Annotated in this window: 12 protein-coding genes and 1 pseudogene; 9 read left to right on the top strand and 4 right to left on the bottom strand. The window is 63.8% G+C overall.

All coding sequences use genetic code 11. The features are described from left to right. Positions 1 to 25 precede the first annotated feature (25 nt). Positions 26 to 1,024 (bottom strand): hypothetical protein, encoded by a 999-nt coding sequence (locus BHK69_RS03365; RefSeq protein ID WP_069688872.1) that lies wholly within the window; start codon positions 1,022 to 1,024, stop codon positions 26 to 28. A 279-nt stretch (positions 1,025 to 1,303) separates the two neighbouring features. Here BHK69_RS03365 and BHK69_RS03360 point away from each other — a divergent pair, with 279 nt between their 5' ends. Together BHK69_RS03360 and BHK69_RS03355 are read left to right on the top strand one after the other, a co-directional pair. After that, complete coding sequence (locus BHK69_RS03360; protein ID WP_244548386.1) at positions 1,304 to 3,067, top strand: ATP-dependent nuclease; 1,764 nt, start codon at positions 1,304 to 1,306, stop codon at positions 3,065 to 3,067. Continuing rightward, entirely contained in the window at positions 3,064 to 4,770 is a 1,707-nt protein-coding gene (locus tag BHK69_RS03355; RefSeq protein WP_069688870.1) for a UvrD-helicase domain-containing protein, read from the top strand. The genes BHK69_RS03360 and BHK69_RS03355 overlap by 4 nt, the downstream gene beginning before the upstream one ends. 177 nt (positions 4,771 to 4,947) lie before the next feature. Here BHK69_RS03355 and BHK69_RS31260 read toward each other — a convergent pair whose 3' ends face one another. Together BHK69_RS31260 and BHK69_RS03345 are read right to left on the bottom strand one after the other, a co-directional pair. Next, complete coding sequence (locus BHK69_RS31260) at positions 4,948 to 5,238, bottom strand: SIS domain-containing protein (protein WP_244548577.1); 291 nt, start codon at positions 5,236 to 5,238, stop codon at positions 4,948 to 4,950. A 63-nt stretch (positions 5,239 to 5,301) separates the two neighbouring features. Then, positions 5,302 to 5,739 (bottom strand): MarR family winged helix-turn-helix transcriptional regulator, encoded by a 438-nt coding sequence (locus tag BHK69_RS03345; RefSeq protein ID WP_158516151.1) that lies wholly within the window; start codon positions 5,737 to 5,739, stop codon positions 5,302 to 5,304. Between the two features lie 414 nt (positions 5,740 to 6,153). Here BHK69_RS03345 and maiA point away from each other — a divergent pair, with 414 nt between their 5' ends. From maiA to BHK69_RS03330, 4 genes and pseudogenes are all read left to right on the top strand, one after another. Beyond that, positions 6,154 to 6,741, top strand: a complete 588-nt coding sequence (gene maiA / locus BHK69_RS03340; RefSeq protein ID WP_069688867.1) for a maleylacetoacetate isomerase — start codon at positions 6,154 to 6,156, stop codon at positions 6,739 to 6,741. Between the two features lie 100 nt (positions 6,742 to 6,841). Further along, the gene (hmgA, locus tag BHK69_RS03335) at positions 6,842 to 8,203 is read left to right on the top strand and encodes a homogentisate 1,2-dioxygenase (RefSeq protein ID WP_069688866.1); all 1,362 of its coding nucleotides are present in this window, start codon (positions 6,842 to 6,844) and stop codon (positions 8,201 to 8,203) included. Between the two features lie 426 nt (positions 8,204 to 8,629). Next, positions 8,630 to 8,872 (top strand): annotated as a pseudogene (locus BHK69_RS33020) (fumarylacetoacetate hydrolase family protein); the annotation flags it as partial. After that, complete coding sequence (locus BHK69_RS03330; protein WP_199579031.1) at positions 8,872 to 9,975, top strand: Bug family tripartite tricarboxylate transporter substrate binding protein; 1,104 nt, start codon at positions 8,872 to 8,874, stop codon at positions 9,973 to 9,975. The pseudogene BHK69_RS33020 and the gene BHK69_RS03330, both read left to right, overlap by 1 nt. Positions 9,976 to 10,173: 198 nt before the next feature. Here BHK69_RS03330 and BHK69_RS03325 read toward each other — a convergent pair whose 3' ends face one another. Further along, the gene (locus tag BHK69_RS03325; RefSeq protein WP_069688865.1) at positions 10,174 to 11,046 is read right to left on the bottom strand and encodes a MurR/RpiR family transcriptional regulator; all 873 of its coding nucleotides are present in this window, start codon (positions 11,044 to 11,046) and stop codon (positions 10,174 to 10,176) included. A gap of 100 nt (positions 11,047 to 11,146) precedes the next feature. On the opposite strand from BHK69_RS03325, the gene BHK69_RS03320 reads away from it, so the two are divergent. From BHK69_RS03320 to BHK69_RS03310, 3 genes are read left to right on the top strand one after another with little or no spacing between them, the layout of a single operon-like run. Beyond that, on the top strand, positions 11,147 to 12,772 hold the full coding sequence (locus tag BHK69_RS03320) for an ABC transporter substrate-binding protein (RefSeq protein ID WP_148663310.1): 1,626 nt from the start codon (positions 11,147 to 11,149) through the stop codon (positions 12,770 to 12,772). Between the two features lie 29 nt (positions 12,773 to 12,801). After that, positions 12,802 to 13,779 carry an ABC transporter permease gene (locus tag BHK69_RS03315; protein WP_069688864.1) on the top strand — a complete coding sequence of 326 codons (978 nt, stop codon included), beginning with the start codon at positions 12,802 to 12,804 and terminating at the stop codon, positions 13,777 to 13,779. Then, positions 13,776 to 14,684: an ABC transporter permease gene (locus BHK69_RS03310; RefSeq protein WP_069688863.1), complete on the top strand. Its 909-nt coding sequence runs from the start codon at positions 13,776 to 13,778 to the stop codon at positions 14,682 to 14,684. Before BHK69_RS03315 ends, BHK69_RS03310 begins: the two co-directional genes overlap by 4 nt. The last annotated feature ends 2 nt before the right edge of the window (positions 14,685 to 14,686 follow it).

Here is a 14,686-nt window from a genome sequence, read left to right as displayed (position 1 = left end):
CCCGGTTCGGGTGCATGAGAATGCCTCACTTGATCGCCCAAACCAGCCGATTGAGATCCTCAGCAAGGGCGCACGCCTCGCGCATAAATGTGCCGGGTTTAGGCTCATCTCGGGTAGGAAGAGTGGCCACCATCATCGTATTCACTTGGGCGAACGCACTGAATGAGTCGGGGGTTTGCATAAACACCGTCGAGTGAGCGACAAGTGCGACCATTGGGGCAACTTTACCGCGCTGCGCGAAGCAGTGTTCCAATTCGACGACTTCGTTGGCGTAGAACGGCTCCAAGATTTGAGATATCTGCGCATTGATGGCGCATTGAGCTGCTTGTTCGTTTGCGAACGTCCCTGCAGACCGCAGTGCATCGTGATCGAGGACGTTCTTTAGATTTACGACGACAATCCCCTTGTCACACTCAGCTCGCTCGATCTGTTCACATGCCTTCTTGATGTTACACATAAGGTTCTTCGCCGCCGTTGCAGGATGAGGAACTCGTGCAAGCGTCTTGAGAGCGAAGGCCCAGCGTGTTCCATCGGCTGCGGTGGCGATCACGTCTGGATTTCGCCCTCCGGACGACGCTTCGGGATCGTCGATTTCAACCGACATATCAGCGAGGATGCAGAGACAGGCCCAATAGAGCTCTATGACCTTGTCAGCTGAACCTTGCTCGCGGGCAATGCCGTCCTTGCGGTCCCAGCGCGGGTTTGATGCATTCTGCCCAGTGTAGTGAGCCTCAGCTAGCAACTTGATATGCGGCGCCAGAAACGATCGAGCTTCTAGTTTGTGATCCCAAACCGCAACAACTTTCGCAGCTAAATCGTGGAGCCCTGCGCCTGAAACGTATTTTTCGGCGATCGCTGGATTATGAGGATCGCCCGGCGAAGCCAGGTTTTCGAGCACATCCCATAAAGAAATGACTCCGGCTTCAACGCCCTCTAACGGCGCGGAATCGAATCCAAGTTCTCTGAAAATGCCGAGCAAGCGCGTTGCGAACTCTGCGGCGCGCTCAACGGGAACGTAAGTCATCTGGCTATCCCGAGCTTCTCAAATTGGCGGATGATTCACGCGAGTGATCAGATGACCATAGGGTCGCCGTGAGCGTTGCGTCGGTAGAGAAGATACGACGACCGCTGTGGAAGCGGAAATTGAATACTCAGCCGCAGCACCGGGGGTAGCGCGCTATCGCCCGCTTTGGTTCAGGATCGCGCATGGCAAATTGAGAGCACCTAATCGAAGCTCTACATCCAGGGGCACGATCATGGGTTGCACTGCTACCGGGTGACCGCTCTTTGGGATAGGAAGCGTGTGGAGAAGAACGCTTTTGGGGGTGGGAACGTGTTTCTGGCGCAGCTAACGATCAAGAACTTCCGGCGCGTTGGGGAGGCTACGTTACTGTTTCGGCCAGGCCTCAACGTGATCGTTGGGCCGAACAATATCGGCAAGACGGCGGTCGTGGACGCATTGCGGGCGCTGCTTGCGGGGGCCGACGATCCCTATCCCCGCTTCAGCTGCGACGATATCCACCTGCCGGAGGGCGGCGTGGCTTCCGGCGAGATCCGGTTCGAATTTGTCTTCCGGGACCTGAGCCTCGACGACGAGGCCGAGTTCATGCACGCGATCCGGGAGGGGGCCGACGGCAAGACAGAGGCGATCATGGGCGTGACCTATGGCGATGCCGATAAGTCGGGGCGTCTGAAGCCACGCCGTTGGTGCGGGGATTTCGACGAAGTTTCGATGACGTCGTCGATGCTCGAGAACTTGCGCAGCGTCTATCTCCAGCCGCTGCGTGACGCCGAGCAGGGCCTGCGGCCAAGCCGGAACAGCCAGCTTTCACGCCTTCTCCACCTGCTCTCCGACGAGCCTGGACGGGATGCGATCGGGGCGGCACTCATAGAGCTGGACGACAAGCTCAAGGCTCAGAAGCCGATCCAGGACACCCATGGCGCGATTTCCGGCCGGCACCTGACGATGCTAGGTCCCAAGCTGGCTCAGGTGGTTGATGTCGGGCTTGCGGGCACTGATTTTGGCAAACTCGCAGCACGCGTTTCGCTCGTCGTCGACGCTTTCGACATCGAGCGGAATGGCCTCGGCTACAACAATCTGATCTTCATGGCGGTGGTGTTGAGCGAACTCGCCAAGAATGCCGATGCGGCATTTCGCAGCCTGATCGTCGAGGAACCCGAGGCACACCTACATCCGCAGCTTCAGGCGGTTTTGCTGCGCTACTTGTCGAGCATCGACAAGGGCGAGCCGGGCGAGAAGCCGGTGCAGGTATTCGTGACCAGCCACTCGCCCAATTTCGCCAGCATCGCCGACCTCGACTCCATCGTCTGTCTGGTCGATGCGGGCGCAAGGAAGGCGTCGGCATTCCACCCGCGATCGGTGAAGTTTGAAAAGGGCAAGCGTGAGAAGCTCGCACGGTACCTCGATGTCACCCGGGCCGAGCTGTTCTTCGCCAGGCGTGCGCTTTTCGTCGAGGGCGCCGCCGAACTGCTGCTGGTCAACGTTCTCGCCCAGCGCCACGGGTATGACCTGCGCGATCATGGCGTCAGCCTGATCAGCGTTGAGGGTCTGAACTTCGACTGCTTCATGCCGCTGTTCGGCGAAAAAGCGATCCCGATCCCGGTGTCGGTGATCACCGACGCCGATCCGAGTACCAAGATCGAGGGCAAGACGGTCGCCCTCTATCCGGCGGCGGACGATGCTGTCGATCCATCGGATACGACCAAGTCGATGCTCAAGGCGCAGGGCGGGTTGGTGAAGGTATTCCATGGCCAGAAAACCTTCGAATATGATCTCGCGCTGATCGCCAAGAACCGGCCGACCATGCTGGCGGCGCTCGCGGATATCCATCCGCAGATCGGTGCGGATCTCAATATCTCGGTCGAGGCCGCTGAAGGTAATCAAGCAAAAGCCGAAACGCTGTTTCGCGGCATGTTCGAGCGCAGCAGTGGCAATGTGTCCAAGGGGAAGTTCGCGCAGGCGCTGGCCGCTCAGATACAGGACGAGAAGTTCGAGATCGAGTCGCCCCGCTATATCCTCAATGCGATCGAGCATGCCTGCCAATGATCGATGACCTTTCGCCCGAGCAGCGCGACATCGTCGACCTGCCGCTCGGCCCGATCGCGGTTATGGCTTGCGCGGGCAGCGGCAAAACGAAAACGGCCGTCCATCGGCTCGCCGCCATGCGACAGCGGCATGAGGGCTCGGGCCTGATCGCACTCCTGTCCTTCTCGAATGTAGCAGTTGACACGTTCCGCAAGGAATATGCGGCACTGCTGCGCGGCCTGCCGGTGATCGGCCGATCCTCCGCGGTTGAGATCGACACAATGGACGGCTTCATCACGAGCAACGTCTTGCGGCCGCACGGCCACCGGGTGATGAAGTGCGATCGGGCGCCCTATCTCGTCGAAGGCCGCGAAGGCTTCTTGGCTGGTTTCAAAGTCTATGATGGCAAAATCTCGCGACCGACAACGGGTATCGAGGTCGCCTGCGGTGGTGCGGGATTCCGCTACTCGATCGGGCGAGGCGCTGCGGCGCTCCCGGCGAAATGGGCCGAACCCGCCTTGGCCAAACTTGCGGCGGTTGGCGCGTATAGTCACTCGGCAGGCCGTTACTGGGTGCTGCGCGTGTTGCGCGAAAAGCCGTTTGTTCTTCGCGCGCTGGCGCGGCGCTATCCTCACATCCTCGTCGACGAGGCTCAGGACATCGGTCCCGAGCATCAGGCGATCCTCCAGCTTCTGATAGACGCCGGTTCACATGTATCCCTGATCGGCGACCCCCATCAGGGCATCTACGAGTTTGCGCGCGCCGACGGTGCTTTCCTGCAGGATTATGGCACTCGGCCCGGCGTGTCCGGGTACAATCTGTCGGTTAACTACCGATCGCTGCCCGATATCGTGGGCGTTGCCAACAAGCTGACCCAGCGCGCCGACACGGCCAAGCGCGCCGCGGCCATGGGCCGAACGATCGCCTATTATATGCCATTCAAGGCGGCCGAACGGGATCATGCGCTGACATCCTTCAGAAGCTTGTTGGGCGCGGCGGGCATCGATCCGGCACATGGAGTCGTTCTATGCCGGTCGAAGCCCATGACCGCGGAATGGGCCGGCGAACTCGACGGCCAGGGCATTGGGGTCGTGCGATGTCTTGCCGACGCCGCGATCAGCCGCGACCAGAAAAAGAACTTCCATCGGGCCTTCATTCAGACTTGCCTGGGCCTGAGCGGTCTGCTCGCCGCAAAACATGGTTCTCTGTCGGCGCAGCTCGCGCGTCCGGAGGATGACGACATGCGTCGCTTGCGCCAGCTGATCTGGTCGTTCGTGCGCGATCCCGCGACAGGCCTTCCATCGGCCACGCTCGTCGCCGACAGCGGATGGCATCCCTTGCTCGTCGCCCGAGCGCAGGCCCTGATCGCAACCATGGTCGGGAACTTCGGGTTCGAGGCAGCGGACAATCTCGGCCGCAGGCTCGCCAAGACGAAGCTCGAGGCGCGCCCTCTAATCGCGGTGGCCGGCCTTGCGATCGATGTCGGCGCGACCTTTCGCACCTCGACCGTGCATAAAGTCAAGGGTGAGAGCCTGGAAGCGGTCCTCTATGTGGCGCAGAAGGGGCATGTTCGGGCGTTACTGAATGGAACAGGCACCGAGGAAGGCCGGATCGGTTATGTGGCTTTGACCCGGGCACGGGATCTGTTCGTCCTCGCTGTACCCGATAACTGCCTCGCGGAATTTGAAGCCGAGCTTCAGGCAGTCGGCCTGAAGCGAGTCTGACTCATCGAGGCGCCCGTTCAGCCAGGTGCCTGACCGCGACAGCCGGGTCAACGCGGCCGCGGGAGAAAAGGCCTTGCAGAGTTCGGCGCGGCCGAAGCCAAAGCCGGCGCCCAATGCGAGTGGGCCGGGCCCCAAGAAATCCGAATCTCGAGCACCCCCAGAAACCGGCCATTCCGCCTAATAGTGAAAGGTCCAGAGCAGGCTTTCGCTCAGCCCCTTCAGCGCCTCGACAGCATCCGGGCGCTCGCGTGCCAGCGTGGTGATCAGCGCGTCGGCGACGGCGACGGCGACGGCGAAGGCGGCGGTCGGCGAGTTCGGCAGGACGCTGTTGCGAGCCGGGGCGAAGAAGGTCATGTCGGCCAGCGGCACCAGCGGCGATGACGGTCCGTCGGTCAGGGCGATCAGGACGGCGCCGCGCTTCCTGGCGAACTTGGCGAGCTCGAGCGTGTTGCGCGAATAGCGCGGCAGCGAGATCGCGATGACGACGTCCTCCGGCCCGGCCGTGGCGCGGGCACCGACACGACCCGGTCCTCAAGACGTTTCCTGGAGGCGCCCTGCGCTGACATGCAGCTTGGTCAGGATGACATCCAAGGCGCGCCGCTCCTCGGCATCCAGCACGCTGGTGAATTCAGCCTCGAGCGCGCGCGCCATCGGCAGGATCCTGCCGTAAACATCGCCCCCCTTGCGGGTCAGGTTCAGCATCTGCGCGCGTTTGTCCTCGGGGTGAGGCTTTTGCTGGACGAGGCCGAGATCCACCAGCCGGCCGGCTGCGCGGCTGACCTTTACGGGGTCCATCTCGGTGCGGGCGATGATCTCTTTCGTCGAGCATCTGTTCAACTCGCCGAGCACAGCCATCACCCGCCATTCGGGGATGCCGAGGCCGAAGGCGGCGCCGTAGCGCGCTCCGAAGGCGCGGCTGATGCGCTCGGCCAGGATGGAGAATCGGTAGGGCAGAAAGCGCGCCAGCACCAGCGGCTCGTCCGAAACGGCAGGCATGTCCGGATCCTTCCCATCGCCCCTCTGGGAAAATTTCCGGTCAGGTGGCTTGTTTGATTTCATATGAAATGATATTAAACGGTCGGGATATTGATATCGTATCCAACGTTTCTCGTTGCACCTAGAGCAGGATGCGAAAAGTGGGAACCGGTTTTTCGCATTGATCCTGCTCTAACTCTTTGATGAGAGACGGATTCAGATTTCAGTCGGGATCACCTCGTGATCCCGACTGAAATCATCCGGCTCTAGGGGGAAGTCGTGGCGCGCGACGGCACAGCGCAAGATCCGGATCGCTCAGGCCTCCCAGCAAAGACCGCGCCTTCGGGCCGGCCGGGAGCGGGGGCGCTCACCCTCCACGGGTATTTTCGCTCGAGTGCGGCGTGGCGCGTGCGCATCGCGCTCAACCTCAAGGGCCTCACGGCAACGCATGTCTCGCACCATCTGCGCCATGGCGAGCAGCGTGCGCCGGATTTCCTTCAGCTGAATCCGCAGGGATTTGTTCCTGTTCTGGAGCTGGCCGGAGGCGTTCTGACGCAGTCGTTGGCGATATGCGAATGGCTGGAGGAAACCCATCCGGTGCCGCCTGTTCTACCCGAGCATGCGCTGCCTCGCGCGCGCGTCCGGGCCTTTGCACTGGCTATCGCGGCGGACATCCATCCCGTGCAGAATCTGAGGGTTCTGGCGCGGCTCCGGGCACTCGGTTTACCCGAGGCCGCGGTCACGAGCTGGGCTCGCGATGTCATCGAGGACGGGCTGAAGGCCTGCGAAGCTCTTCTCGTCGGCGCGCCGGGGCCGTTCTGCTTTGGCGCCTCGCCTACTCTGGCGGACATCTGTCTCGTTCCGCAGCTTTCCAACGCCCGCCGCTTCAGCTGCGATCTGTCGAGCGTGCCACGCCTGCTGGCGGCAGAAGTGAGCTGCATGGCGCTCGCGGCTTTTACTGATGCCGCCCCTGACAAGCAGGCGGATGCCGAGTGAGGCACCGCGCTGCCATCTGCTTCAAGATCTGACGCCGCCAACCCAAACAGCGCCAACCCAAACACCGGCAACCCAAACACTGCGAACCAAAGAGGCGACCATGACCGCTCAAGCACCATCGCCCCTCGGCCAGATCGCGTCGGGCTCGGGAATCACGGCGGGCTACATGTCGGGTTTCGGCAACGGTTTTGAGACCGAGGCGCTGCCCGGAGCCCTGCCCGTCGGCCGCAACTCGCCCCAGAAATGCCCTTACGGCCTCTATGCCGAGCAGATCTCGGGCTCGCCGTTTACGGCACCGCGCACCACCAATGAGAGATCCTGGCTGTATCGGATCCGCCCGACCGTGGCGCATTGGGGACGCTTCACCAGGATGGCTCCCGGTTTGTGGTGTTCGGCGCCGCATCCGGCAGCGGATCTGCCGATCGGGCCGCTGCGCTGGGACCCCCAGGAGATCCCGAGCGAGCCGACGTCCTTCATCGAGGGCATTCGCACGATCACGACCTGCGGCGACGTCAGCGCGCAAAGCGGCATGGCGGCCCATGTCTACGTCGCCACACGCTCGATGCAGGACCAGTATTTCTACAATGCCGATGCGGAGATGCTGATCGTGCCCGAGCAGGGCCGGCTGAGGTTTCGAACCGAATTTGGCGTGATCGCGATCGAGCCCGGCGAAATCGTCGTCATTCCTCGCGGCATCAAGTTCACTGTCGAACTCGTCGAGGGATCCGCACGCGGCTACATCTGCGAGAATTATGGTGGCGCCTTGACGCTGCCGGAGCGTGGGCCCATCGGCGCGAATTGTCTTGCCAATCCGCGCGACTTCCTCACGCCCGTTGCCGCCTATGAGGACCGCGATGCGGCGGGCACAATGATGGTCAAATGGGGCGGACACCTTTGGGCCTGCGATCTCGCCCATTCACCCCTGGATGTCGTGGCCTGGCACGGGAACTATGCCCCGTACAAATACGATCTGCGTCGATACGCGCCGGTCGGCCCGATCCTGTTCGATCACGCCGATCCCTCGATCTTCACCGTGCTGACCTCGCCGTCGGAGACGCCCGGCACTGCCAATATCGACTTCGTCCTGTTCTCCGACCGATGGCTTGTGGCGGAGAACACCTTCCGGCCGCCCTGGTACCACATCAATGTGATGAGCGAGTTCATGGGGCTGGTCTACGGCGTCTACGACGCCAAGACCGAAGGCGGTTTCGTGCCGGGCGGCATCAGCCTCCACAACAGCATGCTGCCGCATGGTCCCGATGTCGACGCTTTTGAGAAGGCCTCGAACAGCGAGTTGAAGCCCCACAAACTCGAGAACACCCTCGCTTTCATGTTCGAGAGCCGTTTCCCGCAGGCCGTGACCCCCTACGCCGCTGAGAACGGCACCTTGCAGCGCGACTATGGACACTACGGAGCCAAGCTCGCCAAGCATTTCGATCCGGGACGTCGCGAGCCGCGATAAGCGCCCTGCGGCGTAGCGCTGCAGGGAATAAGCCAAGAGCAAACGGCTGTGACGAAAGGCGCGGGGAACCCCTCTCCTGTAAGGAGAGGGGCAGGGGTGAGGTGTCGGCCCCTGGACCAGTTGCGTGGAAACTTCACAGCGAGGCTGCGGTTAGCTCGCGATCAATACGTCAGACGGCCGACCCCTCACCCTGCCCTCTCCCTACGGGCGAGGGTTCCCCGCGCTGGCTGGTCTTCGGGCTGCGCGCCACCTTGCTCCCGCGAGGGGAGAAGGGAAAGAGCGCTCCGGCATGGATCCCGGATCTGCGCGGCTTCGCCGCTTGTCCGGGATGACGGCGCGTTTGTCCTTGATGCTCAAGCTTTTGAAAACAGAGGCATCGTTATCGGCCAATCTCTCAGGGCCGACCGCGGCGGAAGCCCACGTCGGTGCAACCTCAGGCCCGGCGATCTCATCGGAACCGGAACGATATCGGGCCCTGCGCCCACTGAGGCCGGCTCGCTCCTGGAAGCGACCTTGGGCGGGCGGAACCCGATCCTGTTGCCAGGTGGCGAGGAACGGCGCTTCCTCGAGGATGGCGACGAGGTTACCTTACGCGCCCGCTGCCGCCGGCCCGGCTTCGCCGCGATCGGCTTTGGCGAGTGCCGCGCACAGATCCAGGCGGCGCCGTGATGCAGGCCCATGAAGTCAGCCGTCCCCGGCATCGAGGCCGGCGATCACAGTCAATCCTGGGGCCACGCAACCGAGTTTTACAAGACAACATCACAAAGGGGGAGATGATGACCGATACCAACACACTGACACGCAGAAGCTTCCTGGCGGCAACTGGTACCGGCGCTAGTGCCCTGGCCTTGGCTTCGCCAGCCTACGCTGCCTATCCGGACCGGCCGATCAAATGGATCGTGCCATATGCCGCGGGCGGCGGAGCCGACATCATCGCGCGCCTCGTGGGCAGCGCGATGAGCGCGAAGCTGGGTCAAGCGATCGTCATCGAGAACCGGCCGGGTGCATCGACCAATATCGGGGCGGACGCGGTGGCAAAGGCGCCCCCTGACGGCTACACCCTCTTGACCGCGGACAATGGCACGCTGGTCAACAACACCGCCCTTTTCGCAAAACTCCCGTTTGATCCGGATCGCGACCTGCGGCCGGTCGGGCTGCTCGCACGCTTCCATCTCGTCCTGAGCGCAGCACGCTCATCGCCGATCGCGAGCGCGAAAGATTTTGCAGAGCGCGCCAAGTCGACGGCAGATGGCCTCAATTTCGGCTCGCCTGGCGTAGGATCGCCGCATCACCTGACCATGGCGAGGCTGACACGGGATCTGGGATTGCGCCTGACCCATGTGCCCTATCGCGGGATGGCGCCGATGATCGCCGACCTGCTGTCAGGCAGCGTCGAAACCGGGATGGTCGACTATGCCGCAGGCGGCGAATTGATGCGCTCAGGCCAGGTTCGCCCGCTCGCCGTGTGCTCGCCCAAGCGATTGGCGGCCTTGCCGGACGTCCCGACGATCGACGAGGCCTATGGCCGATCAGGGTTCGAAGCCTATGCATGGCAGGGTTTGATGACGACCGGGAAGGCCTCCGACGAGGTGGCCGGAATTCTTGGCAAGGCTCACGCCGCCGCCCTGGCAGACGCTGCCTTGCGCGCGCGGATGAACGAGTTGGGCGTGGAGCCCCTGGCGGGCGGGCCTGCGGAATTCGCGCAGCTGATCCAGTCTGAAAGACAATTATGGGTGCCGCTCATCCGTGAGCTCGGGCTCAATCTCAACTAGAGTATCTTGCCGTCATTGCGAGGAGCGTCAGCGACGAAGCAATCCAGGAGGGCTCGCTCTACGTCCCCTGGATTGCTTCGCTGCGCTCGCAATGACGGCAAGGTTGTCGCTGAGGGCCAGGCCTTTGAAAATAAAGGCGTCATTTCAGGTCAGACTCCCAGGAGCGGGATTTCGCGGTCAATCGCGGTAGGCGGAGGGCTAATAGTGGAAGGTCCAGAGCAGGCTCTCGCTCAGCCCCTTCAGCGCCTCGACCGCATCTGGGCGCTCGCGTGCCAGGGTGGTGATCAGCGCGCCAGCGACGGCAAAGGCGGCGGTCGGCGAGTTCGGCAGGAAGCTGTTGCGAGCCGGCGCGAAGAAGGTCATGTCGGCCAGCGGCACCAGCGGCGATGACGGTCCGTCGGTCAGGGCGATCAGGACGGCGCCGCGCTTCCTGGCGAACTTGGCGAGCTCAAGCGTGTTGCGCGAATAGCGTGGCAGCGAGATCGCGATGACGACGTCGTCGGGCCCGGCCGAGAGCATATGGCGGACGGCGCGTTCCGGCCCGCCACGCGAGGAGGCGAAGACGACGTCGGCGTCGAGATAGAGCGCGAGCCCGTCCTCCAGGAAGGCGCCGACATAGTAGCTCGCGCCGGAGCCGACGATGAAGATGCGGCGCGCTTTCAGGAACAGGGCGATGGCGCGGTTGACCGTCTCCTCCTCCAGCGTCGCGATCGCCTCGTCGAGATTGTTGGCCTCGCGCTGCAGGGTCGTCGCCATGGTCGCGAAGACCGAGCCGGCCGTGGCGCGGGCATCGGCAAGACCTTCCACCGGCCCCATCGCGACCTTGAGCGCCGTCGACAAGGCCGCGCGGAAATCGCCATAATTGCGGTAGCCCAAGGCCCGGACGAAGCGGGTCACGGTCGCGGTCGAGGTGCCGCTCTTTTCGGCCAGCCCCTCGATCGTCACGGTCGCGGAATCGAGCGGGCTCTGCAGGACGAAGTCGGCCGCCTTGCGATGGCCCTCGCTGAGCGAGGGGTAGATTTGGGCGATGCGATTGGCGAGGTCCGTCGTCGGTTTCAGGGCGCGTGACATGGCTCTTCCGCTGATTGACGTCGGATAATTTTCATGTTTTCTAGCTTGTGAAAATAAAGCTGTCAAAAAACGATCAGCTACGGGAACGGAGACGAAACCGATGCGTCAGCGCATGCTCATCACCATCCTGCTCGGCGCCAGCATGCTGGGCGCCAATATGCTCAGCGCTCCTGCCATGGCGCAGACGCTGCGCATCGCGCTCGCCTCCGAGCCGACCGCCGTCGACCCGCATTATCACGACCTCACCCCGAACAACGCGCTCGCGATGCATATCTTCGACGGGCTCGTGCTTCAGGATGAGAAGCAGGCGCTGCGGCCCGGCCTTGCCGCGTCCTGGGAGAATGACGGCAAGAATCGCTGGACCTTCAAGCTGCGCCAGGGCGTGACGTTCACGAACGGCAAGCCCTTCACCGCCGAGGACGTGGTCTTCACCTTCTGCCGCACGCTGAAGAACGAGACCAAGGTCTCCGGTTCCTTCGCCGACATCACCGGCAATTTCGCCTCGGTCGAGACACCGGATGCGCACACGCTCGTCATCAACACGACCGAGCCCGAGCCGCTGCTGCCGACCCTGTTGTCGGGCCTGCCGATCCTCACGGCCTCCATCGTCGAGCATGGCCCGATCAGCTACGATGTCGCCAAGAATTGCGGCGTCACCGGGCCCTGGCCTGCGGTCAATAATTTCAACGACGGCACGGCCGCGATCGGCACCGGGCCTTACAAGCTGAAGTCCTATGTGCGTGGCTCGGCGATCGAGCTCGAGCGCAACCCGACCTATTGGGGGCCTGCCGAGCCCTGGGCGAGCGTGCGCTTCGTGCCGGTGACCAATGCCGGCCCGCGCCTCGCCGGCCTGCTCGCCGGCGATTACGACGTGATCGAGAACCCCGCCGCGCGCGACCTTGCCCGGATCAAGGGCGACAAGCGCTTCGGCCATGTCATCACGCCCTCGACCCGGGTGATCTACTTCCAGCTCGACGTCGGCCGCGACCAGAGCCCCTTCGTCAAGGCCGAGGACGGCAAGAACCCGCTCAAGGACGCCCGCGTGCGCAAGGCGATGTCGCTCGCCATCGACCGCGACGCCATCGTCAAGCGGATCATGGATGGCGCCGCCGAGCCGGCCTACCAGTACCTGCCGACAGGCATGTCCGGCACGCTGGCGAACCCGCCCAAGCTTGCCTATGACCCGGCTGCGGCCAAGAAGCTGCTGGCCGAGGCCGGCTACCCCAACGGCTTCCAGCTCACCTTGTCCTCGACCAATGACCGCTACATCAACGACAGCCAGATCACCCAGGCCGTGGCGCAATACCTGACCCAGATCGGCATCAAGACCGAGGTCGATGCGATGACGCGGGCGATCTATTTCCCGCGCCGCGCCAAGAAGGAATTCAGCGTCGCGCTCGGCGGCTGGGGCTCGGGGACCGGCGAGGCCGCCTCCTTCCTGCGGCAGTGGCCGCCGACCCCCAACGAGGCCAAGACGCTCGGCGGCTCGAACTATGGCGGCTACAAGAACGACGAATTCGACAAGGTGATCCGCGCCGCGGTCACGACGCTCGACGACACAAAGCGCGCTGAATTGCTGCAGCAGGCGATGACGCTCGTCCTTGCCGACGGCGCCTTCATCCCGCTCCACTTCGAGAGCGGCATCTGGGCCTTCAAGTCCGAGTTGGCGGTCGCCGGCCGTGCCGACCAGTTCATGCTCGCCATGTCGGTGAAGCCGGCGAAGTAAGCCGGCGATCGCCTTTTCGAGATCCGGCCATGACCGCCTATGTCCTGCAGCGGCTGATCCAGAGCGTGCTCGTGCTGCTCGCCGTCTCGGTCGTGGTCTTCTTCGCCGTCTACGGCATCGGCGACCCGATCGAGCTCCTGGTCTCGCCGCAGGCCAGCGCGGCGGACCGGCAGGCGCTGATCGCGCGGCTCGGGCTCGATCTGCCGGTCTGGCAGCAATACCTGGCCTTCATGGGCAACGCGCTGAAGGGCGATCTCGGCCGCTCCTTCGTCCATGGCGTATCGGCGCTGCAATTGATCCTGGCGCGATTGCCGGCGACCTTCGAGCTGGTGCTGCTGGCCATGACGCTGGCGCTCACCGTGGGCATCCCGCTCGGGCTGATGATCGGCCTCAACCCCGACAGCCGGCGCGCCCGCATCGTCATGGCCGGAACCGTGCTCGGCTTCTCCTTGCCGAGCTTCTGGAAGGGCATGATGCTGATCCTGCTCTTTGCCGTGCTGCTCGGCTGGCTGCCGACGGCAGGGCGCGGCGAGACGGTCTCGCTGCTCGGCCTCCAGACCAGCCTGCTGACGTTGGACGGGCTCAGGCACATCGCCTTGCCCGCCCTCAACCTGGCGATCCCGAACCTCGCGCTGATCGTGCGCCTCGTCGCCGCCGGCACCACCGAGACGATGACGCAGGACTATGTGAAATACGCCCGCGCCAAGGGTGTGCGGCCCCGGCGTATCGTCAATCGGCATGTGCTGCGCAACATCCTGATCCCGATCGTCACCGTGGTCGGCGTCGAATTCGGCAGCCTCGTCGCGTTCTCGACCATCACCGAGACCGTCTTCGCCTGGCCGGGCATGGGCAAGCTCCTGATCGACTCGGTCTACCAGCTCGACCGGCCCGTGGTCGTCGCCTACGTCCTCCTGGCAACGCTGCTCTTCGTCACCGTCAACTTCCTGGTCGATGTGCTCTATGCCGCGCTCGACCCGCGGGTGAAACTCGCCGGAGAGCAGGCATGAGCCGGGAGATTCCTCGCCTCGCCGGGCCGGTGCAGGCCGATACGCCCTTGCGCGAAAAGGTCCTGCGCCGCCTGCGCAACCGGCCGACGACGCGCGGCGCCGTGATCCTGCTCGGCATCATGGTGGTGCTCGCCCTGCTGGCGCCGGTGATCGCGCCGCAGAACCCGCATGATCTCGGCGCGCTCAGCGTGATGGACAACCGGCTGGCGCCCGGCGAGCAGGGCATGGCCGGCTTCACCTACTGGCTCGGCAGCGATGCCCAGGGCCGCGACATGTTCAGCGCCATCCTCTACGGCCTGCGCACCAGCCTGCTCGTCGGCCTCGCCTCCACCATTGGCGCGCTTTCGATCGGCATCCTCGCCGGGCTCGCCGCGGCGCAGTTCGGCGGCGCGGTCGACGCCGTGCTGATGCGCATCGTCGACTTCATGCTCGGCTTTCCCTCGATCCTGGTCGCGCTCGTGCTGCTGGCCTCGATCGGACGCGGCGTCGACAAGGTCATCCTCGCCATCGTGCTGGTGCAATGGGCGCAGTATACCCGTTTGATGCGGGCGGCAGCGCTGGTCGAGCGGCGCAAGGAGTATATCGAGGCCGCGGTGAATTTTGGCCTGCCGACCCGCCACATCATGCTGGCGCATCTGCTGCCGAACTCGGTCGGCGCCGTGCTCGTCGTCGCCAGCATCAGCATCGCGTCGGCGATCACGCTGGAGGCGACCCTGTCCTTCCTCGGCGTCGGCGTGCCGGTGACACAGCCCTCGCTCGGCCTCCTCATCGCCAACGGCTTCGAGTTCCTGCTCTCCGGCGAGTACTGGATCGCCGTCTTCCCCGGCATCGCGCTGGTGCTGCTGATCATGTCGCTCAATCTCGTCGGCGACCGCCTGCGCCGCAGCTTCAACGTGCGCGCATGAAC

Source organism: Bosea vaviloviae, from assembly GCF_001741865.1.
GTDB lineage: Bacteria > Pseudomonadota > Alphaproteobacteria > Rhizobiales > Beijerinckiaceae > Allobosea > Allobosea vaviloviae.
The sequence above is the reverse complement of the archived record's forward strand: the minus strand, read 5'-3'. Positions and strand labels throughout refer to the sequence as shown.

Coding starts and splice junctions, on each gene's coding strand:
- BHK69_RS03365 (WP_069688872.1), bottom strand. CDS start 1,024: ATGACTTACGTTCCCGTTGAGCGCGCCGCAGAGTTCGCAACGCGCTTG.
- BHK69_RS03355 (WP_069688870.1), top strand. CDS start 3,064: ATGATCGATGACCTTTCGCCCGAGCAGCGCGACATCGTCGACCTGCCG.
- hmgA (WP_069688866.1), top strand. CDS start 6,842: ATGACCGCTCAAGCACCATCGCCCCTCGGCCAGATCGCGTCGGGCTCG.
- BHK69_RS03330 (WP_199579031.1), top strand. CDS start 8,872: ATGCAGGCCCATGAAGTCAGCCGTCCCCGGCATCGAGGCCGGCGATCA.
- BHK69_RS03325 (WP_069688865.1), bottom strand. CDS start 11,046: ATGTCACGCGCCCTGAAACCGACGACGGACCTCGCCAATCGCATCGCC.
- BHK69_RS03320 (WP_148663310.1), top strand. CDS start 11,147: ATGCGTCAGCGCATGCTCATCACCATCCTGCTCGGCGCCAGCATGCTG.
- BHK69_RS03315 (WP_069688864.1), top strand. CDS start 12,802: ATGACCGCCTATGTCCTGCAGCGGCTGATCCAGAGCGTGCTCGTGCTG.
- BHK69_RS03310 (WP_069688863.1), top strand. CDS start 13,776: ATGAGCCGGGAGATTCCTCGCCTCGCCGGGCCGGTGCAGGCCGATACG.